At 62.8% G+C, this 20,018-nt stretch carries 20 protein-coding genes and 1 pseudogene; 13 read left to right on the top strand and 8 right to left on the bottom strand.

The features are described 5' to 3' along the window. The first annotated feature begins 33 nt into the window (after positions 1–33). The 4 genes from RXV86_RS07475 to RXV86_RS07490 all read left to right on the top strand — a co-directional run bounded on the left by RXV86_RS07475 (position 34) and on the right by RXV86_RS07490 (position 3,698). Positions 34–1,116, top strand: coding sequence for an alcohol dehydrogenase family protein (locus tag RXV86_RS07475; protein WP_316298818.1), 1,083 nt, complete (start codon positions 34–36; stop codon positions 1,114–1,116). Further along, positions 1,113–1,862, top strand: coding sequence for a hypothetical protein (locus tag RXV86_RS07480; RefSeq protein ID WP_316298820.1), 750 nt, complete (start codon positions 1,113–1,115; stop codon positions 1,860–1,862). Before RXV86_RS07475 ends, RXV86_RS07480 begins: the two co-directional genes overlap by 4 nt. Further along, positions 1,859–2,458: a dimethylsulfonioproprionate lyase family protein gene (locus RXV86_RS07485; protein WP_316298822.1), complete on the top strand. Its 600-nt coding sequence runs from the start codon at positions 1,859–1,861 to the stop codon at positions 2,456–2,458. Before RXV86_RS07480 ends, RXV86_RS07485 begins: the two co-directional genes overlap by 4 nt. Positions 2,459–2,588: 130 nt before the next feature. Then, positions 2,589–3,698 carry an enolase C-terminal domain-like protein gene (locus tag RXV86_RS07490; protein ID WP_316298823.1) on the top strand — a complete coding sequence of 370 codons (1,110 nt, stop codon included), beginning with the start codon at positions 2,589–2,591 and terminating at the stop codon, positions 3,696–3,698. An 89-nt stretch (positions 3,699–3,787) separates the two neighbouring features. Here the strand turns inward: RXV86_RS07490 and RXV86_RS07495 are convergent, their stop codons facing one another. After that, positions 3,788–4,231, bottom strand: a complete 444-nt coding sequence (locus RXV86_RS07495; RefSeq protein ID WP_316298825.1) for a hypothetical protein — start codon at positions 4,229–4,231, stop codon at positions 3,788–3,790. After that, positions 4,228–4,551, bottom strand: coding sequence for a hypothetical protein (locus tag RXV86_RS07500; protein ID WP_316298827.1), 324 nt, complete (start codon positions 4,549–4,551; stop codon positions 4,228–4,230). The genes RXV86_RS07495 and RXV86_RS07500 overlap by 4 nt, the downstream gene beginning before the upstream one ends. A 160-nt stretch (positions 4,552–4,711) precedes the next feature. Between RXV86_RS07500 and RXV86_RS07505 the strand changes: the two genes are divergently transcribed. The 8 genes from RXV86_RS07505 (at position 4,712) to RXV86_RS07540 (ending at position 13,664) form a co-directional block, all read left to right on the top strand. Beyond that, on the top strand, positions 4,712–5,824 hold the full coding sequence (locus tag RXV86_RS07505) for a mandelate racemase/muconate lactonizing enzyme family protein (protein ID WP_316298829.1): 1,113 nt from the start codon (positions 4,712–4,714) through the stop codon (positions 5,822–5,824). Positions 5,825–5,864: 40 nt separating this feature from the next. After that, positions 5,865–6,968 carry a mandelate racemase/muconate lactonizing enzyme family protein gene (locus tag RXV86_RS07510; RefSeq protein ID WP_316298831.1) on the top strand — a complete coding sequence of 368 codons (1,104 nt, stop codon included), beginning with the start codon at positions 5,865–5,867 and terminating at the stop codon, positions 6,966–6,968. Positions 6,969–7,023: 55 nt separating this feature from the next. Next, positions 7,024–8,298 carry an aminotransferase class III-fold pyridoxal phosphate-dependent enzyme gene (locus tag RXV86_RS07515; protein ID WP_316298833.1) on the top strand — a complete coding sequence of 425 codons (1,275 nt, stop codon included), beginning with the start codon at positions 7,024–7,026 and terminating at the stop codon, positions 8,296–8,298. A 120-nt stretch (positions 8,299–8,418) separates the two neighbouring features. Further along, a complete protein-coding gene (iorA, locus tag RXV86_RS07520; protein ID WP_316298835.1) occupies positions 8,419–10,242 on the top strand; it encodes an indolepyruvate ferredoxin oxidoreductase subunit alpha in 1,824 nt (607 codons plus the stop codon). Further along, positions 10,239–11,147 (top strand): 2-oxoacid:acceptor oxidoreductase family protein, encoded by a 909-nt coding sequence (locus RXV86_RS07525; protein ID WP_316298837.1) that lies wholly within the window; start codon positions 10,239–10,241, stop codon positions 11,145–11,147. The genes iorA and RXV86_RS07525 overlap by 4 nt, the downstream gene beginning before the upstream one ends. Continuing rightward, positions 11,144–12,283: a 2-oxoacid:acceptor oxidoreductase subunit alpha gene (locus tag RXV86_RS07530; RefSeq protein WP_316298838.1), complete on the top strand. Its 1,140-nt coding sequence runs from the start codon at positions 11,144–11,146 to the stop codon at positions 12,281–12,283. The genes RXV86_RS07525 and RXV86_RS07530 overlap by 4 nt, the downstream gene beginning before the upstream one ends. Next, on the top strand, positions 12,280–13,125 hold the full coding sequence (locus tag RXV86_RS07535; protein WP_316298840.1) for a thiamine pyrophosphate-dependent enzyme: 846 nt from the start codon (positions 12,280–12,282) through the stop codon (positions 13,123–13,125). The genes RXV86_RS07530 and RXV86_RS07535 overlap by 4 nt, the downstream gene beginning before the upstream one ends. Next, complete coding sequence (locus RXV86_RS07540; RefSeq protein ID WP_316298841.1) at positions 13,125–13,664, top strand: 2-oxoacid:acceptor oxidoreductase family protein; 540 nt, start codon at positions 13,125–13,127, stop codon at positions 13,662–13,664. Before RXV86_RS07535 ends, RXV86_RS07540 begins: the two co-directional genes overlap by 1 nt. Positions 13,665–13,772: 108 nt before the next feature. Here RXV86_RS07540 and RXV86_RS07545 read toward each other — a convergent pair whose 3' ends face one another. The 3 genes and pseudogenes from RXV86_RS07545 to RXV86_RS07550 all read right to left on the bottom strand — a co-directional run bounded on the left by RXV86_RS07545 (position 13,773) and on the right by RXV86_RS07550 (position 15,785). Further along, positions 13,773–14,597, bottom strand: coding sequence for a Hint domain-containing protein (locus RXV86_RS07545; RefSeq protein ID WP_316298842.1), 825 nt, complete (start codon positions 14,595–14,597; stop codon positions 13,773–13,775). 15 nt (positions 14,598–14,612) lie between these two features. Next, a pseudogene (locus RXV86_RS22055) lies at positions 14,613–14,741 on the bottom strand (hypothetical protein); the annotation flags it as partial. A gap of 345 nt (positions 14,742–15,086) precedes the next feature. After that, entirely contained in the window at positions 15,087–15,785 is a 699-nt protein-coding gene (locus RXV86_RS07550) for a fumarylacetoacetate hydrolase family protein (protein WP_316298843.1), read from the bottom strand. Positions 15,786–15,903: 118 nt separating this feature from the next. On the opposite strand from RXV86_RS07550, the gene RXV86_RS07555 reads away from it, so the two are divergent. Beyond that, entirely contained in the window at positions 15,904–16,365 is a 462-nt protein-coding gene (locus tag RXV86_RS07555; RefSeq protein ID WP_316298844.1) for a MarR family transcriptional regulator, read from the top strand. Between the two features lie 108 nt (positions 16,366–16,473). Here RXV86_RS07555 and RXV86_RS07560 read toward each other — a convergent pair whose 3' ends face one another. From RXV86_RS07560 to acdA, 3 genes are all read right to left on the bottom strand, one after another. Further along, complete coding sequence (locus RXV86_RS07560; RefSeq protein WP_316298845.1) at positions 16,474–16,878, bottom strand: hypothetical protein; 405 nt, start codon at positions 16,876–16,878, stop codon at positions 16,474–16,476. Between the two features lie 339 nt (positions 16,879–17,217). Next, positions 17,218–18,819 carry a thiamine pyrophosphate-binding protein gene (locus RXV86_RS07565; protein ID WP_316298847.1) on the bottom strand — a complete coding sequence of 534 codons (1,602 nt, stop codon included), beginning with the start codon at positions 18,817–18,819 and terminating at the stop codon, positions 17,218–17,220. Beyond that, the gene (gene acdA / locus RXV86_RS07570; protein WP_316298850.1) at positions 18,819–20,015 is read right to left on the bottom strand and encodes a 3-sulfinopropanoyl-CoA desulfinase; all 1,197 of its coding nucleotides are present in this window, start codon (positions 20,013–20,015) and stop codon (positions 18,819–18,821) included. The genes RXV86_RS07565 and acdA overlap by 1 nt, the downstream gene beginning before the upstream one ends. Positions 20,016–20,018 lie beyond the last annotated feature (3 nt).

A 20,018-nucleotide genomic window follows, 5' to 3' on the forward strand; every position in this document is an offset into this window, starting at 1 on the left:
CTGTCCGCGACGCAAACACAAAGGCCCGCAATCATGAAGATCCCCGAAACCATGCACGCGATGATCCTCACCGGCCACGGTGATCTCGACATGTATGACTACCGCACCGACTGGCCCACGCCGCAACCCGCCCCCGGCGAAGTCCTGATCAAGGTTGGCGCCTGCGGCCTCAACAATACCGACGTCAACACCCGCTCGGGCTGGTATTCCAAGGCCGTGGATGATGCCACCACCGGTGGCGCTTTCGAAATGGTCGACGAAGATGACCCCACCTGGGGCGGTGCGCCTCTGACCTTTCCGCGCATCCAGGGTGCCGATACCTGCGGCACCATCGTGGCCGTGGGTGACGGCGTCGATCCGACCCGCCTTGGCGAGCGCGTCATCACCGACAATTGGCTGCGCGATACCGACGACCCGACCAACAAGGACAAAACCGGCTATTTCGGCTCGGAATGCGATGGCGGGTTCGCGCAGTTCACAACAATCCCCGCGACCAATGCCATCGCCGTCCAATCCAAGCTCTCCGACGCCGAGCTCGCCACCTTCTCCTGTTCCTATTCCACCGCCGAAGGCATGCTCACCCGTGCAAACGTGAGCGACCGTGACACCGTCCTCGTCCCCGGCGCCTCGGGCGGCGTTGGCGGTGCGCTGGTCCAGCTTGCCAAGCGTCGCGGCGCCCGGGTGATCGCGCTGGCCTCCGAGGCCAAACACGCCGAGGTCGCCACATTGGGACCCGACCGCATCTTGCCCCGCGCCCCGGAAAATCTGCGCGCAACGCTGGGCGACGAGAAGATCACCGTCGTTGCCGATGTTGTCGGCGGCCCCTACTGGCCCAACCTGATCGACATCCTGGAACGCGGCGGGCGCTATACCTGTTCCGGTGCCATCGCCGGGCCGATAGTCAATTTCGACCTGCGCACTTTCTACCTGCGCGATCTCACCTTCACCGGCTCCACCGTGATCGACCCGCAGGTTACCAGGAACCTGGTCAAATACATCGAAGCGGGCGAGATCAAACCGGCGCTGGCCGCCACCTACCCGCTCAAACAATTGCGCGAGGCGCAGGCGGCCTTCATTGCCAAACAACACACCGGAAATATCGTGGTCACACCATGATGTGTTTTCCCCGCGCCATATCCGCCCTGTTTGTGGGTGCACTCCTCTGGACTCAATCAGCCGTGGCCACCCCATCGCCTTCCGTCATCTCCACCGACAGCCTGTTCGCCGCCAACTTTGATTCCTTCTTCGTAATGCGAACCGTCATCATCCAGCCCGGCAGCTATTACCGCCAGATCCAGCGGCTGGAATTCGTCGCGATATCGATCCACGACGGTTCGACCCGAAATACCTGCACCATGCTCGAACTGCTTCTCACCAAGGATGCCGAAAACCCCGACGCAGATTGGGTTGAGACCGAGGAAATTAAACACCCCTGCGATATACCGCAACTTCTGGCCGAGGCTGGCATCACCCAACCCGGCACACTCTCACCGGGCCTTCCAGCCCCACCGATGCAGCTCACCAACAACGCAATCATCGTCGCCCATGGACCCGGCGCATCTGCCACGGCCCTGCGCGATTGGGAAGACGTCCACACCCTTGCCCGAACCATGGGCCAGATCGAAAATGTTAGCTGGCAATGGCAGCAGGCAAACGGTGAAGTTAACTGCCCCTATTGCGAGGCCACCTCCGGCCTCACCCCGAAAGAAGCCTGCACCATCAAGCCACAGGCCTTTCAAACCCCGCCCACCCCGTGGGTGTTTGCTCAGCTGACCTGCTGGGCGGGCACCGACGACACACCGGGGGCGACCTTCTTCATCCCCATCAGCCTCAGCACCTATAACAAGGCCATAGCCAAATGACCCCCGATGACGCACTCGCTACCCTGCTTCTAGCCACCCGCAACCTAGTCTCGACCCGACCCGAGATTGCCGACTTCGTGGGCGACAGGCTCGAGCATCTCGGCTACACCCGGCCAGACCCACGCGACCTGCCCATCACTGATCGCCTGATGGATCTGATGCCCCAGGCCGGGCCCGACACCACCGAGCTCACTTTTGCCGTGCTTGCAGCCGCACCGCATCTCGAGTGGCAGCAAAGCTACGACCAGGATCAAGTCGGCGCGGATTTTCTCAACGGTTATGGCTGGTTCAACCTGGTCTCGCCCGACGGACCATATTCCACCGACTCCTTGCGCATTTCGGTTGGCTATTGGGAACAGAATCTCACCTACCCGCCACACCGCCACGCAGCCGAAGAGCTCTACTGCACCCTTGCGGGTTCCGCCCGTTTCGAAACCGAGGGGCGCGACCCGCTGATCGCCACCCCTGGCACCCTGATCCACCACTCATCAAACCAGTTGCACAGCTTTTCCATGCCGGACGCGCCGCTCCTCGCCATGGCCTTCTGGCGCGGCGACAATCTCACCGCTCCATCGCTCCTGGACACCACGCCATGATCTTTCTTCTTGCCCAAAACTCTCATGGACCGCCCTTGGCCGTGCCCATAATGCAGGCAAACCCCGCCATTCGTTTCGGCGAGACGCGCACGCACGTGAGCGGCAATCGGCCTCGCCCAAGGCTTATGCGATGAAAATCACCCGCATCCACATCTACCAAACCGAACTGCCTTATGTGGGCGGCCGCTATGGTTGGGGCGCGGGGAACGCGATCGATACCGCCATTGCCTCGGTCGTGGTGATCGACACCGATGCCGGCTTACAGGGCTGTGGCGAATTCACGCCGTGCGGCGAAAACTACATGGTCGCCCATTCAAACGGCGTGCCCGCCATCGCTCCACTGCTTGCACCGCATCTGCTGGGCCGGGACCCGCGACAGGTCGCCCGGATCGAACAGATCATGGATCATGCTATCCAGGGCCACGGCTATGCCAAGGCGCCCTTTGATGCCGCCTGCTGGGACATCCTCGGCCAGGCCTGTGATCAACCCGTCTGGATGCTCTTGGGCGGAAAACTCACCGACGGCGCACCGATGTACCGTGTCGCTCCGCAAAAGCCCATCGACGAAACAATCGCGGAACTGAACCGGCATCGCGCTGCCGGCTACCGCCAGTTCCAGATCAAGGTCGGCAGCGACTGGACCGCAGATATCGACCGCATCCGCGCTACTGTGCCCCTGCTGGAACCGGACGAGATAGCCATGGCCGACGCCAACCAGGGCTGGCGCGTCGACGATGCCATCCGCGTCGCCCGCGCCACAAGCGATCTCGATTACATTCTTGAGCAACCCTGCCGCACTTACGAAGAATGCCAACAGGTCCGCCGCGTCGCCCGGCAGCCGATGAAACTCGACGAGTGCATCACCGGTATCCGCGCCGCCCAGCGCATTGTCGCCGACCGCGGTTCCGAAATCTGCTGCCTGAAAATCTCCAATCTCGGCGGCCTCTCAAAGGCCCGCCGGGTGCGCGACTATCTGGTCGACAACCGCCTCGCAGTGGTGGCCGAGGACACCTGGGGCGGTGAAATCGCCTCGGCCACGCTATCGCATTTCGCCGCCTCCACGCCCGAAGAGTATTTGCAGAACACCACTGACCTGATGAACTACAACACCCGTTCCACCGGGATCGGCGGCCCGGTCGCAGCCAACGGCAAACTGTTTGCCCCTGACACACCCGGCCTCGGCGTCACCGCCGATTTCAAAAGTCTCGGCAGCCCGGTTGCAGAGTGGAACACTCCATGACTCCGCGCAAACGCCTCAACCCCTTCGGACCCGGCGCAATGCAGGAGGCCGCGCGTCACATCACGGGGCCAAAAATGCCGGCACGTGGCTCAATCTTCGGCCACCGCCATCTCGGCGTCGGGCTGAGCAATCCGGAACAGAGGGTCTTCCTCGTCCGTCACCTGCGTGACAACCTGCGGGCAGCGGCCACACGCCGAGGCGCCCTCTTGAACGTACCAGCGGCAGGTCTTGCGAATGGCACAAGGCGGCAGCTTGTCAACCGTGGGCGCAAGACCCGCGGCAATCCGCACGGCCAATTGGCACTTGCTGCCATCGAAATGCTTGCACTTGCTTTCCACACAAGGCGCTGCAAACCGGTAGATCAACGTCGGCGGCACCTCGCCCGTGGCGGCCAGAACCTCGTCGGTTACCGGCACATGGGCGTTGACATAGGACAACGCAGGCCCATCGGCGCCGCGTTCAACGACTCCCAGAACCTGTGCCCCCTCCTGATCCGGCTGCGACGACGGACAGGTCCGGTTGTCACTGGTCAAAACAAACGCTCTGCGATGATTGGTTCAACCGGGAAATACCCTGCGGTCGCGCCACCCTTGAAGATATGCGCACCAACCCTGGCATCACCTGCAACACTGCGCATCTCGGACGCCATCTTGGCCGAGATGTCCAACAGATCGACGGCTTTCAGGACGTCGAAATTCGGTTCGTCCCAGATCAGCCCGACAATCCCGATATCCGGGAAATACCCGACGGTGCAACCGCCGCCCATACGCTCGACGTCCTTCAGGACGCTGCGTGCGGCCGCAACCGCGACCTTGTTCAACTCGTCGGAAGAGATGGTTTTTGCTCGTGACATGACGTGCTCCTTTGAAAATGTATCGGTTCAATATTGGCGAGCGCAGCGCGTGAAAAATGTAGGTGTGCAGTGCCGATCGCCCCGCCACCGTACATTAAACGGGTTGAATTTAGAAGGATGAGCGCCCGCTCAGGGCGAAATACGAGGAATCTTGCCGACCATGAAAATCACCCGCATCACCGTCTTCCAGCGCGACCTGCCCCTTGAACATCCTTACTGGCTCTCCGGCGGTCGCCTGAAATTCGAAGTGCTCGATGCCACTTTCGTGCGCATTGACACCGACGAAGGGCTCATCGGCTGGGGCGAGGGTACGCCGTGGGGTCACACCTACGTTCCCGCCCACGGCCCGGGCATCCGCGCCGGGATCGAGACCATGGCTCCCTTCGTCCTTGGCCTCGATCCGCGCCGATATCTCGACGTCGAGCGCGCCATGGATCTCGCCCTGCCCGGCCATCTCTATGCTAAATCCCCCATAGACATGGCCTGCTGGGACATCGCCGGTCAGGCGGCCGGCCTCCCCATCGCCGACCTGATGGGTGGTGGCTCGCGCGCGCCCCGTCCCATCGCGTCCTCGGTCGGTGCCAAAACCGTCGAGGAAACCCGCGAGGTCATGGACCGCTATCGCCAACGCGGCTATATCGCCCATTCGGTCAAGATCGGCGGCGACGTGACCCGCGACATCGGGCGCATCCGCGATGTCGAAGAAAACCGCGCCGAAAATGAAATCATCCTCTACGACGTCAACCGCGGCTGGACTCGACAACAGGCCTTGCGCGTCATGTCCGCCACCGAAGACCTCAACGTCCTCTTCGAACAGCCCGGCGAAACGCTGGACGATATCGCCGCCCTGCGTGCCAAACACGCCAGCCCGGTGAGCCTCGATGAATGCCTCGTCACCCTGCAGGACGCCACTCGCGCGGCCCGCGACGGGCTGGCCGAAATCTTCGGCATCAAGCTCAATCGCGTCGGGGGTCTGACCAAGGCCGCCCGCATTCGCGATGTGGCGCTGGCCCATGGCATCGACATGTTCGTCATGGCCACCGGTGGCTCGGTGCTGGCCGATACCGAGGCACTGCACCTCGCCGCAACCGTTCCGGATGCCAATTGTCACGCCGTCTGGGCCTGTCAGGATATGCTCACCGTCGATATCGCCGGGGGTCGCGGCCCACGCAATCAAAACGGACACCTGTCATTGCCGGAAACGCCCGGCCTCGGGGTGCACCCCGACGAGGACACCCTCGGCCCGCCCGTCGCCACATACCAAACCTCCTGATGCTTCATCTTGCCCCAAATACTCATATCCGAGGTCAAACATGGAAATCACCCGTCTCAGCCTCTGGCATATCCCGCTGACCAGCCATGACACCTACTACATGGCCGATGGCAAGACCTGCGACACGGTCGAAACCGTACTGATCGCACTCGATACCGATTCCGGCCTCACCGGCTGGGGCGAGGTTTGCCCGATCCCGCATTACCTGCCCGCCTATGCCCGCGGCGTCGCCCCGGCGCTTACCGAAATTGCCCCGGTTCTCATCGGTGCCGACCCACGCGGACCCGAGGCCCTAATGGCGCGGGCCGACACCCATCTCCTGGGCCACATCTATGCCAAATCCGCACTCGACATCGCACTCTGGGACATCACGGGTCAGGCCGCTAACCTGCCACTTTATACCCTTCTCGGTGGCAGACAGGTCGAGACCATGCCCCTCTACCACTCGATCACCTGTATCGCCCCCGACGAAATGGCCCGCATCGCCCGCAATGCCCAGGAAACCGGCATCACTCAGTTCCAGGTCAAGCTCGGCGCGGACGCCAACAACGAGGCCGACATCGCCCGCCTGACCCAGGTGCGCGAGGCTGTGGGCCACGGCCCATTGGTCTATGGTGATTGGAATTGTGGCGCCACTTCGCTTGATGCTACCCGGGTGGGCCGTGCCGTAGCCCATCTCGACATCATGCTCGAACAACCCTGCCCGACGATTTCTGACTGCACCCGCGTCCGCGCGGCCACGGGTCTGCCAATGAAGCTCGATGAAAACGCCCACGACACTGCCTCGCTGCTCGAAGCCCACACAGCGGGGTGCATGGATGCCGTCGCCTTGAAGCTCGCGAAATTCGGCGGCCTGTCCGCCACCCGCCAGGCCCGCGACCTCTGCCTTCACCTCGGCGCCAAGATGTGTGTCGAGGACACCTGGGGCTCCGACATCACCACCGCCGCCCTGCTGCACCTCGCCGCCTCCACGCCACCCTCGCGACTTCTGAACACCTGCGACCTCTCCAGCTATGTCGCCCCCCGCCTCGCACCCGACGCCCCGACAAGAAAAAACGGTCGCATTGCCCCACCTGACGGCCCCGGGCTCGGCGTCACCCCTGACCGCACCGCCCTCGGCAAACCGGACCTCATCCTCGACTGACCCCGCCGGACGCCCACGCAAGGGCGCGGCGAGCAGCCCTGTAAAGGAGCAAGACATGCAAAAACTCACCTCCCAATCCGAATGGATCGCCCGCGCGCAAAAAGTCCTGCCTGCTGGCGGCTTCGGCAATTTCGACCCCTCCATCGTCATCCGTTCCGGCCACGGCGCCCGGGTCGCAGATGAGGATGGCAACGAATATGTCGACTACCTGATCGGCTCCGGCCCAATGCTTCTGGGCCACGGCCATCCCGAGGTGCTTGAAACCGTCCTCGAACAAATCCCCCGTGGCATGACCTTCTTCGCCAACAACGCCCCGGGCATCGAATTGGCCGAGGAAATCTGCCGCGCCGTGCCCTGCGCCGAGCAGCTGCGTTACGTCTCCTCCGGCGGCGAGGCCGACATGTACGCCATCCGTGCCGCCCGCGCCTTCACCGGGCGCGACAAGATCGTCAAATTCGAAGGCGGCTATCATGGCATGTCCGCCGAGGCGCAGATGTCGCTGGCCCCCGCCGAGCGGGTGAACTTTCCACAGGCCCAGCCCGACAGCGCCGGCATCCCGCAATCCGTTGCCGACGAGATGCTGATCGCCCCGTTCAACGATTTCGACTACATCCGCTCACTTCTGGCCGAACATGGGGATCAGATCGCCGGGATCATCGTCGAACCCCTGCAACGCATCATCCCACCGCTGCCCGGCTTTCTCCAGCTTCTGCGCGATGAGGCCGACAAATACGGCATCGTTCTGATCTTTGACGAAGTTGTCACCGGCTTCCGCTTTTCCTATGGCGGCGCGCAGGAGCATTATGGCGTCACCCCAGACATCTGCACGCTGGGCAAGGTCATCGGTGGCGGCTTCCCGCTGGCTGCGATCGTGGGCCGGGCAGATATCATGGATCATTTTGACAAATCCAAGGTTGGCGCCGGAAAATGGCTGATGCAGCTCGGCACCCTTTCGGGCAACCCGGTCGCCGCCGTGGCAGGCCTCAAGACCCTCGAAATCCTGCGCCGCGACGGTCAATTCGACCGGCTGCGGTCCTTGGGCGAACAGGTCCAATCCATCGCCCGCACCGCGCTCGACCCCACCGGCATCCCCTACCAGATCGTCGGGGACGCCACGCTATTTGATTTCGTCTTCGCCAACAGTGCGCCACGCGACTATCGTGACGTTCAATCAGGCGATGCCAACCGCAACACTCGTTTCAACGATGTTTTACGCGCCAATGGCATCTTCAAATCTGCAGGCAAAACCTATCCCTGCCTTGCCTTGAGTGATGCCGATCTGGAACTGACCGAGGTCGCGTTCCAGGCCGCCGCCAGGGCACTCGAATAGCCTCGGCAGGGCCGTCGCTCAGGCTGTTGCATTTGTAACCCTGCGACAATCGGCGCATTTGTTACAAATTAATGCCAACAATAGGCTTCTCGTAACATATTCTTGCGCGAAGGACACGGCATGCCTGATACTCTGCTCCGCCCGGAAGCCCCTCAGGCCGCCCGGCCCCACCCCCTAACCGGGAACGAGGCCATTGCCCGCGGCGTATGGGAGGCCGGAGCCCGCGTCGCCGCCGCCTATCCCGGCACCCCCTCGACCGAGATCATGGAAAACATCGGCACCTACCCCGAGGCCGACATCCACGCCCAGTGGGCCACCAACGAAAAAACCTCGCTCGATACCGTGATCGGGGCCTCATTTGCCGGGGTCCGGGCCTTCTCGGCGATGAAACATGTGGGGCTCAACGTGGCCGCCGATGCGCTGATGTCGTTTTCCTACATCGGGGTGAATGCCGGTCTGGTGATCGCCGTCTGTGACGACCCCGGCATCCACTCGTCCCAGAACGAGCAGGACACCCGCATCTTTGGCCGTTTCGCCCACGTCCCGGTGATGGAGCCCAGCGACGGGCAGGAAGCGCTCGAATTCACGCGGCTCGCATTCGATCTGTCCGAAGAGTTCGACACGCCGGTGATCCTGCGCTCGACCACGCGGCTCAGCCACACCCGCAGCGGCGTCAAGGTTGGCGAACGGACCGAGGTCGCCTCGGTCGACTTCCAGGAAACCCCGTCCAAGAACGTGATGATCCCCGCCCATGCCCGCGGCCGCCACCCGGTGGTGCTGGAGCGTGAGAAGCGGCTGGCGGACTACCTTGAGAACAACCCGCTCAACCGGGTCGAGATGGGCGACACCAGTATCGGCATCGTCACCTCGGGCATCACCTACACTTACGTCAAGGAATGCCTGCCGGATGCCTCCGTACTGAAGCTCGGTGTCAGCCACCCACTGGCCGAAAACAAGATCCGCGCGTTCTGTGCCTCGGTCGACCGCGTCATCGTGGTCGAAGAGCTGGAACCGGTTCTGGAAAACAGCCTCAAGGTCATGGGGATCGACTGCGAAGGCAAATCCATCTTCCCGCGCACCGGTGAGTTCTCGCCGGAAGTGCTGCGCGAATGCCTGGCCGCTGCCGGGTTGATGAAGGCCCCGAAGCACAGTCAGAAGTTCGAATTCGCCCCGATGATCCGCCCGCCGGTGCTCTGCGCTGGCTGCCCACACACAAGCTGTTTCATGGCGCTGCGGGCGCTCGATGCCCGTGTCGCCGGTGACATCGGCTGCTACACGCTGGCCGTGGTCGAACCGCTCAAATCCATGGACACCTGCGTCGCCATGGGGTCCTCCATCGCCAACGCCGTTGGCATGGCGATGGCAGGCACCGAAACCCGTCCCATCGTCGCCACCATCGGTGACAGTACCTTCCTGCATTCCGGCATCCCGCCGCTGATTGACGCGGTCTACAACAATGCCAACATCACCATCTTCCTCTTGGACAACCACATCACCGCCATGACCGGCGGACAGGACCACCCCGGCACCGGCCGTACCCTGCGTGGTGATCCGGCCCCGCGCGTCGACTACATCGAACTGATCAAGTCGCTGGGCGTCGAATGGGTCAAGCAGGTCGATAGCTACGACATGGCCCAGCTTCAACAGCAGCTGCGCGAGGCGATCGAATACAAGGGCGTCTCGGTTGTCATCTCGGATCGACCCTGTGTGCTTGATCCGGTCAAGATCAAGGGCCCGGCGATGTATGTCGATCAGGACAGCTGCATCGCCTGCCAGGGCTGCATGAACCTTGGCTGCCCGGCGATGACCTGGAGTGACGAATGGTTCGAAGGCCGCCACAAGGTCAAGATTGACGAAGCCGCCTGCATCGGCTGCTCGCTTTGTGCCCAGATCTGTACCTCGGATTCGATCCGTCCGCTTGTGAAGCCGGAGGGCAGTGCATGAGCGATGTATCAAACCTCGGGCCAAAGAATGTCCTGATCGTTGGCGTCGGCGGTCAGGGGGTCATCATGGTCTCGAAGGTGCTGGCGCAGCTCTGCCAGAACCACGGTTATGAGGTAAAACAATCCGAGGTTCACGGTATGGCCAAACGCGGCGGGGCAGTGTTCAGCCACGTCCGTTTCGGCCCCAAGGTCTGGTCGCCCACCATCCCCGAGGGCGAGGCCGACATCCTCGTTGCGCTGGAATGGGCCGAGGGCCTGCGCTGGATCAACTACCTAAAACCCGAAACCGGCACCTTCATCGCCGATTGCCAGCGCATCGTGCCGCCCTTCGCCTGCCGCAACCGCTTCCGCGGGGCCGAGGCCAGCTATGCCCCGCAAACCCCCGAAGAGATCATCGAACAGGTCCATGCGGGCTATGCCATCGACGCCACCACCATGGCCGGCAACCTTGGCAACGACAAGGCGGCCAACACCGTGCTTCTGGGCGCGCTGTCGACCGGGCTCGAATTCCCGGTCGAGGACTGGCTTGAGGTCATCGCCGAATCCGTCCCGCCTAATTCCATCGAGATCAACAAACAGGCCTTTCTCGAAGGCCGCGACTGGGCCCTTGCCGGCGAAAAACGCGTCGATGAGACCGCCAACGGCCTGCACGTGGCCCACACGGAAATCCACCATCCGCAGGTCGATACCGTGGTCGAAATCACCGAGGACTGGTGCAAGGGCTGCGACATCTGCGTCAAGATGTGCCCGGAACGCTGCCTGCGCCTGAATGACAAGCTGATTGCCGAACTGGCCCTGCCGGACCTCTGCACCGGCTGTCACATGTGCGAATGGCTCTGCCCCGACTTTGCCATCACCGTCACCAACACGCCCGTCCCGGCGCCCGACATGGAGCCCGCCCGATGACCCAGAGACGCAACCTTCAGGGCAACCACGCCTGCGCCCTTGGCGCGATCCGCGCCGGCTGCCGGTTCTTTGCCGGTTATCCGATCACGCCAAGCTCGGAAGTGGCCGAGGCCATGGCCGCCGAACTGCCGAAGGTCGGTGGCACCTTCATCCAGATGGAGGACGAGATTGCCTCGATGGGCGCGGTCATCGGCGCCTCGATGGGCGGGGTGAAATCCATGACCGCCACCTCCGGCCCCGGTTTCTCGCTGAAACAGGAAAACCTCGGTTATGCCTGCGGCGCCGAAATCCCCTGCGTCATCGTCAACGTGATGCGCGGCGGACCGTCGACCGGCATGCCCACCCGCCCTTCGCAGGGCGACATCATGCAGGCCCGCTGGGGCACCCATGGCGATCACGCGATCATCGTGCTGGCCCCCGCTTCTGTGGCCGAAGCCTATTCCGAGACCATCCGCGCCGTGAACCTGTCGGAACAGCTGCGCGTGCCCGTGGTGGTGCTGATCGATGAGGTGATCGGTCATCTGGTGGAAACCGTCGATCTCGATGACGTGCCCGACGAGGCTGAGGTCTGGCGCAAATGGGCCACCGGCCCGGCCGTCGATCACCAGCCCTACGCAGTGACCGAAGACAAGGTCCCGCCCATGGCCTACCCGGGCGAAGGCTATCGCACCCACACCACCGGGTTGACCCACGCGCCGGGGGGCTTCCCCACGCAGGACCCGGAACTGGCCACCGCTGCCATCACCCGGCTCAGCGACAAGTTAGAGCTGCACCGCGACACAATCGACAGCTACCGCACACTTGAATGCGACGATGCCGACGTGCTGATTGCCGCCATCGGTATCTCGGCCCGCGCCGCGCGCCAATCGGTCGCCGATTTGCGGGCACAGGGCATCAAGGCGGGCCTCTTCCGCCCGGTCACGCTCTGGCCCTTCCCCGGCGACGCCCTGAAGGCAACGGTCGAAAAATCCGGTGCCCACACCGTGATCGTGCCTGAAATGAACCAGGGCCAGATGGTGCTCGAGGTCGAACGCGTTCTCAAGGACGCGGCATCGGTCAAATCCCTCACCCGGATTGATGGTGAGGCGGTCACACCGGATGACATCACCGCCATGGCACAGGAGGCGGCGCAATGAAGGACGTGCAAAACGAGACCCCGTTCGAGATCAACGATTACATCCGTCTCGGCCAGATGCCGCACTTCCTTTGCCCCGGTTGCGGTCATGGCATCGCCCTGCGCGCCCTACTCTGGGCCGTGCATGAGCTGGGCTGGGACAAGGACAAGCTGGCCGTCGTGTCAGGCATCGGCTGCTCGGGCCGCTTGTCGGCTTACGTGGATGCCAACACATTCCACACCACCCACGGCCGGCCTTTGGCCTTTGCCACCGGCCTCGCGCTGGCCCGGCCCGACCTGCACGTCATCGTCATCACCGGCGATGGCGACAGCCTTGCCATTGGTGGCAACCACCTGATCCACGCCTGCCGGCGCAACCTCAACATGACCTGCATGATGCTCAATAATGAGATCTACGGCATGACCGGTGGCCAGGTCTCGCCCACCACCTCGGGCGACCGCTTCACCACCACCACGCCAGCCGGCAACACCGAACCGGTGTTTGACGCCTGCGCGCTGGCTACTGCCGCTGGCGCCGGTTTCGTTGGTCGCGAGGTCACCATGCAGGTCCTGGCCCTGCGCGACCTGTTCCGCGACGCCCTGTCATTCGACGGCTTCTCCTTTGTCGAGGTGATCTCGGACTGCACCGAAATCTATGGCCGCAAGAACGACCTTGGCGCCAGCCCCGAAATGATGATGAGCCAGAAAAGCCCGATGCGCCCCTTTGCCTATCGCAACACGGTCGACGTGCCGTTCCGGCCCAACGCCATGGAAACCGGCGTGCTGACCCGGGTTGAGCGCCCCGAATACGGGGCCGCCTACCGCGCCAAGGTCGCCGCGATCCAGGCGAAGGAGGGCAAGTAATGGACACGCTCGATATCCGGTTCAGCGGCAGTGGTGGTCAGGGCCTGATCCTTGCCGCTCGTATCCTTGCCTCGGCGCTGGTGGCCGAGGGCCGCAACGTCGCCCAATCCCAGGCCTATGAACCTGTCTCACGCGGCGGCCAATCCCGCTCGGACCTCGTGGTCAGCGACGGAGAAGCCGACTTTCCACTGTCCAGTTCGCTCGACTATCTGCTGATCCTGGACGAGGCCGCGGCAGGCACCTCGGATGCGCTGCTGACCGAAGGCTCCACCGTTCTGGTGGATTCCGAACTGGTCCAGAACCCGCCCAGCGGAAACACGAACGTCACCGCCCTGCCCTTCACCGATGTGGCCCGCAAACTGGGCAACAAGCGGGTCGCCAATATCGTCGCCCTCGGTGCACTCACCGCTTCGGGTGACATCTGCGGCCCGGAGGCGCTGGAGATCAGCCTCAAGTCCATGACCCCGGCCAAGTTCGTCGACCTCAACATCGAGGCCTTCGAGGCCGGGCAGGCGCTGGTCACCGGCGCAACAACCTGAGCGATCCGCACATGTATGGACGCGAACAGCGGCCCGTGCACCAAAACGGAAAATCCCCGGCTGCCGAGCAGGAACAGCCGGGCGTGGTCGCGCTGACACTGTCGAAGGTCAGCTTGGCCGCAGTATGCGGCTTTCATGAGCCCGCAGACACATGCGGGCGGTTTCACCGTAGGAACCTGCAGAAGTGCGCAATTCCGGGAAGATGGTGAACAGCTCTTCGCGGGCTGCTTTTTCGACCGCATCCAGACCGGTTCTGCCGGGGAAGAAGCTTTCGCTCGGAGCGCCCTCGGCATAGATGATCTCGTGCTGGTCAAACAGGATGTGCACATAGGTCACGTCACCACCAACCATCTTCGCCACGCTGCCGCCATTGACCAGGTGCTTGGCTGTGGCCAGCACTTCGGTCTCACCAAACAGCAGGTTGGCCTCGGCGCTGCGGATCAACATCCGGTGCTGTGGCGATACCAGCAGATCGCGCTCGTTGCCGACGCTGCCCGCCTGAAACCGGATCGGTGCCAGCTTGCCCTTTGCCGGAACCGTCCGGCTGCCGACCCAGCGGACCGGCTGCAGCCCGTGATCGCGGGTCATCACCAGATCGACGGGCTCGAGGTCCTGCACGTCGCGCAGACCGTTGGCGGTGGCAACGCGGGTGCCTGCGGTGAAACAGATGATGAGATTCTCGATCTCCGAGAAAGTCACTACCGATCCATCGGCCAGAATGGCTGTACCGCTCATCCCGCCGGCGACCGTATCCTCGGCGGTGATCGTCACGTCATCCCAATGGGTCTGGCCCTGGAAGTCGAGCGTATCGCCCAGCGTCTCGTCACCTTCACCACCAACGATGGTGGCATTGTTGGTGCCCGCATCTCCGGTCGCCTCGACAAGGATCAGGTCATCGCCGTCTTGCCCATAGACCGTGTCGCCTTCGCCCATGGTGATGGTGTCATCACCCAGCCCGGCATAGATCTCGTCGGATCCGGCGCCGCCTGTGATACTGTCGATGCCTTCATCGCCAATGATCGTGTCTGCACCATCGCCACGTTCCGAGATCGAACAATACGAACGTCGTTGCCATATTTGCCTGCCATACCATACTTGCCGCGCGGGGCACCTGCGGCCAAACCATTACCAACACGGCGAATCCCAACGCGGACTCCGCCTATTGAAGGGCAAAAGACCGTCACAACCCGGCATGGGTAGGATGGGATTGTAGCCCGCATGGAAATAACCAAAGCAATTGCGGCGAAATCTTGATGGATTTCAACCGGCAGTCCGTCTCGCGGGTGTTGACCGACAACCCTTCCGGTAAACACCTAACAGGAACCCCGCCCCTTTTTGGCACACCCCGAAAACACAACGGCACAAATCGTTTCAGGCGTTTGAACGCCGTTGTGGCAGCCCCAGTGAATCTGGCCGCAGCCGCTATTCAGCCGCGCTCAGCTCTAGTGAAATCGGCTCAAGCCCATCGATGCCACCGGTGATCCGATCCCCGGCCTGGACCGGTCCGACGCCTGCCGGGGTGCCGGACAGGATCACGTCGCCGGGGGCCAGGTGATAGAATTGCGACAGATGCGCCACCACCTCTTCACAGCTCCACACCATCTCGGCCAAGGTCGCATCCTGCCGAATCTCTCCATTGACCTCGAGGTGAATGCGCTGATCCCTTATCGGGCCGAAATCCCCGGCCCGTGTCATCGGCGCTAGGACGGCGGCATCCTCAACGTCCTTGCCCAGAGACCACGGCCTGCGATGATCCTTGCCGTCCTGTTGCCGGTCGCGCCGGGTCATGTCCAGCCCGCAGCCATAGGCATAGATCGCCTCTGCGGCCTGAACCGGGCTGGCCCGGAAAACCGGCGTGCCGATGGCAAAGGCCAATTCCATCTCGTGATGATAGTTCTGCGTTCCCGGCGGATAGGGCCGCACCGTGTCCGACCCAACCGCGTGGGCCGCCGACTTGGTGAAATACCAAGGTGCCTCGCGGTCCACTTCGCCGCCCATCTCAGCCGCATGGGCGGCATAGTTGCGTCCGACACAAAAGATCCGCCGCACCGGATAGCGCGCAGACAGACCCAGAACCGGAATCGAGAAAATCTCTGGCAGTTCAAACAGATAGTCGCTCATTTCGCGTTCCTTTCGTCGCCCGGCCTCGTTGCTGATACACGGCTTCCCGGTTTGCACGTATACTTACCAAATGTTAGCCTGTCCGAAACCCAAAAGCGACCCAACAGAGATCAGGCAGATGAGCGAACTTCACAACATGGCTGGGCACCTGGTGCGCCGCCTGAACCAGATCTCGGTTGCCGTCTTTGCCGATCACATGACCCGGATCGGGGTCGATCTTACGCCGGTGCAATATGCCGCCCTCACCACCATCAACGAGACCCCGGGTATGGACCAGGCCAGCCTCGCCGGTGCGATCGCCTATGACAAGGCCACTCTGGGCGGTGTTGTTGACCGGCTGGCGGGCAAAGGTCTGATCGAACGGAAAAAATCTGAAACTGACCGGCGCGCTCGTGTGCTTGAAATCACGCCCGCGGGCAAAGCCCTTCTCACCCGTGTCCAACCCGTGGTCCGCGCGCTGCAGGACGACATTCTCGCCGGGCTGGACAGCGCCGAGAAATCGCAGCTCCTGAAACTCCTGACCAAGACCACCACCGCCGGCAACACCCGTTCTCGCGCCCCTCTGAAACCGCCCGCCTAAAGCGTTTCGAGAAGACTTGGGTCGCGGGCCTCGCTCGAAACGCGCGGACCCTATCGGAGTTGCCAGAGTTTCGAAATCACCTCGTACGTCAAGCTAACGTCGAAACGCTTAGCTCTCGTCGCGTGGGCGAAACGCGATCACCTGGCCCTGCCCCGGCGCCTCGTCCCCGGCCGCCAGCAATGCGCCCAGTTCCTCCTCCATCCGGCGTAAAGCCTTCTTGATCACAAGCCGCGCCTTGTCGTGATAATATCGAAGCTCGCAGATCACCGGCTCATGTAGCCCGCGCGTCTCTGCATCCTGGAAGTCAGTCCAGGCCGCCATCGGCAAATCATCCAGCGCCCGGTCGACGATGATCCAGGCTTCGTCCTGCACGATCAGATCCAGTGTCTTCAACCCGCGCATCGGTACCCGCAAATCGCCGCCCAGACGCGCGATTGCCCGTTTGGCCATGTTGTAAAGCTTTGCATCCACCTTGGTGGGCCAGGCCGATTGGCGCGTGATCTCGTCACTCACCCCGATCATCACCCGAAACCTCGCCGAACATATGGTTTTTCCTGCTCCATGCCGCCGACCATAACGCCAACCGCGCAGCTGCACAAAGCCCCCGGGCGCACCGCTTCCCAACATCGAAGAAAACAGACCCACCACCCAGCTCTTTCTTGGCCCAAATACTCCTCGCGGAGCGTTTTCCAGCCGCAACACACCGAAAGGTAACAACATACCACATTGCCGCCCGAACGCGTCGGGGCGGGCGGGTGCAACACCGGCCCGGCTAACTCCGCTCAATTGGGTGGGAGACGCGCGAGAGCGGCAATTCTTCCCACCCTGCCCCCCTCAACATCCCGGAAAACCTCAGAACGCACCATCATACCCGGTCTTGTCGATCCGGCACACGATCACCGTGAAACTGTCCGCCTGCCAGCTCTCTGCCAGGGCGGTTTCGAGCCCGGCACGCGATGACACCTCGGCTCCGTGCCCGCCATAGGCACGGGCGACCGCCGCGATGTCGGTGGCCGGGAAATCCACCCCGTGGCCCGGCAACTGCATCGCCGCCTGTTTCCTGCCGATCAGCGCCAGGGAATCGTCGGCCAGCACCACGATGGTTAATTGACGGCCCATATTGCGAAGCGTGGCCAGTTCGCCCGCCGTCATGTCGAACCCGGCATCGCCCACCACCGCCAAAACCGGTGCCTCCCCCGCAACCGCAACCCCGGCCGCGAGTGGAACGGCCACACCCATGGTGCAGAACGCCGCCGATTGCAGCAATAAACCGGGGCGCCGACATTCCCACATCTGGGTCATCAGGATGCGATGTGCGCCGCTGTCCATAGTCGCTATCGCGCGCTCGGGCAGATTTGCCTGCAAAGTGGCAATCACCTGATGAACCCCCCAAACGTCGCGATCACCAAACGCCATGTTCAAATCCGCCCGCGCCTTGCCGGGCTCCCCTCCGGGCCACACGCCTTTCAACGGCTGCTCAAGCGCGCCATTGAGCGTGCTCACCATCTGCGCCACATCACCGACCACCCGCAACGCGGCCCCGTGCATCCCGTGATCAATCTGCGCATGGATGAGGTCGATGGCATTCTCAGCCGCAAACGGCCTGATCCAGCCGTTTCGCATCTCGATCGGATCATAACCCGCAAGGATCACGCAATCACTGGCCTTGAGCAGCGGTAATACATAGCTATCCGACAAGGGCGACAGCCCATGCCCGCCAAGGCAAAGCGGATCACGCTCATCCATCACCCCCTTGGCCTTGTAGGTGGTCAGCACCGGAATGCCGCTCTCCCGCGCCAACGCGCTGATCGCTTCACCCGCGCCATGCTGAACCGCCCCCATCCCGGCCAGGATCAAAGGCCGCTCGGCTTTCTGCAACATCAAAGCCGCCCGCGCCAGCGACGTCGTATCCGTCCAGCCCGCCCGCGCGGGCACCGGCGGCACCACATGGTCCGGCGCCTCTGCCCCGGCAATCCCCACCGGCAGGTCCAGATGCACCGGCCCCATCGGATCGCTCATCGCCAACGCCAGCGCCTTGCCCACGGCCTGCGCCGCCGCCCCCGGTGCGACCCGGATGCTGGCCTTGGTGATCGGCGCCATCAGTGCCTGCTGATCAATCAGCTGGTGGGTGAACTGCGCCGCTTCACCGGCATCGATACAGCCCGACAGCACGATCATCGGAACCTGCTCCTGCAAGGCATTGGCGGCTGAATTCACAGCATTCGCCAACCCCGGCCCCACAGTGGTCAAAAGAATCCCGGGCGCCCCTGTGACATGCCACGACCCTTCGGCCATGAAGCCGCCGCAGTTTTCATGTTTTACAAGATGAAACTCGATGCCTTCGGACCGCAACGCCTCCAACAGCACCAACACCTCGCCGCCCGGCATCCCGAAGGCATATCTGCAGCCCGCCCCCGCCAAATGCCTTGCAATGATCTCTGCATGACTTGCCATCAACCGCGCTCCGCGAGTTTTGCGTAACCATCCCGCGTCTGCGGCACTTTCATTCCCAGGATCGACCCCGCAACTTGCGTGCGCAGCACCTGCGCCGTGCCCCCACCAATGGTAAACATCCGCGCATCCCGCGCCATCCGCTCCAGCGGCAGGTTGCGCGAATAGCCCGCACTCCCGTGGATCTGCAGGGCATCATTCGTCACCTTGATCGCTGTCTCACTCGCCAAGATTTTCGCCTGCGCCGCTTCGCGCATATCCGGGAACCCGTCACCCGCGTTCATCGCCGCATTGTGGATCAGCCCACGCGCCGCACTCAGCCCGATCGACATGTCCGCCAGCATCCATTGCAGCCCTTGGAACTCGCCAATCGGTCGCCCGAATTGCTGCCGTGTCTTTGCATAGTCCAGCGCCAGATCATACGCCCCCTGCGCCACGCCGAGCGCCACGGTCGCGGCGCCGATCCGTTGCGCATTGTAGGCGCTCATCAGCCCGGCAAAACCACGTTCCACCCCCTCGGGGGGAATCACCACCATGTCCTCGCCGATCTCCATGTCCTCAAAGATCACCTCGGTTTCGGGAATGCCGCGCAACCCCATCGCCGGTTCGCGGGTGCCAATCTTCAACCCCTTGGTCTCGTCGCGAATGGCGATGAACCCACCAATCCCCTTGAATTCCCCCCCATCCATGACCCGGGCAAAGATCAGGTGAAACTTCGACACGCCGCCACCGGTGATCCAATGTTTGGTGCCATTCAGGACATACCCGCCCTGCACCTTCTCGGCCGTTGTTGTCATCTCGGTCGCGGCAGACCCAGCGCCCGGCTCGGTAATGCAGATCGCTGGCTTGTCCCCGGCCAGAACCAGTCCCGCCGCCAACTTCTTCTGCGCGTGGGACCCGTATTTCATCACCGCCCCGATCGCGCCCATATTGGCCTCGACCACGATCCGGCCGGTCACGCCACAGACCTTGGCCATCTCCTCGATCACCAGCACCGCATCCATGTATGAAAGCCCCAACCCGCCATATTCCTTCGGGATCGTCATTCCCATGAAACCGGCTTGCGTTAACGCTTCGACATTGTGCCAGGGGTAGTCCTCGCTGCGGTCAACTTCCGCGGCACGCTCACGGATCACACCCTGCGCCAATTTGCGCGCCGCCTCCTGCAGCGCCCGGTGATCATCGTTCAGATAAAACATCGC

This window comes from Aliisedimentitalea sp. MJ-SS2, assembly GCF_032586155.1.
Lineage (GTDB): Bacteria > Pseudomonadota > Alphaproteobacteria > Rhodobacterales > Rhodobacteraceae > JAWHTC01.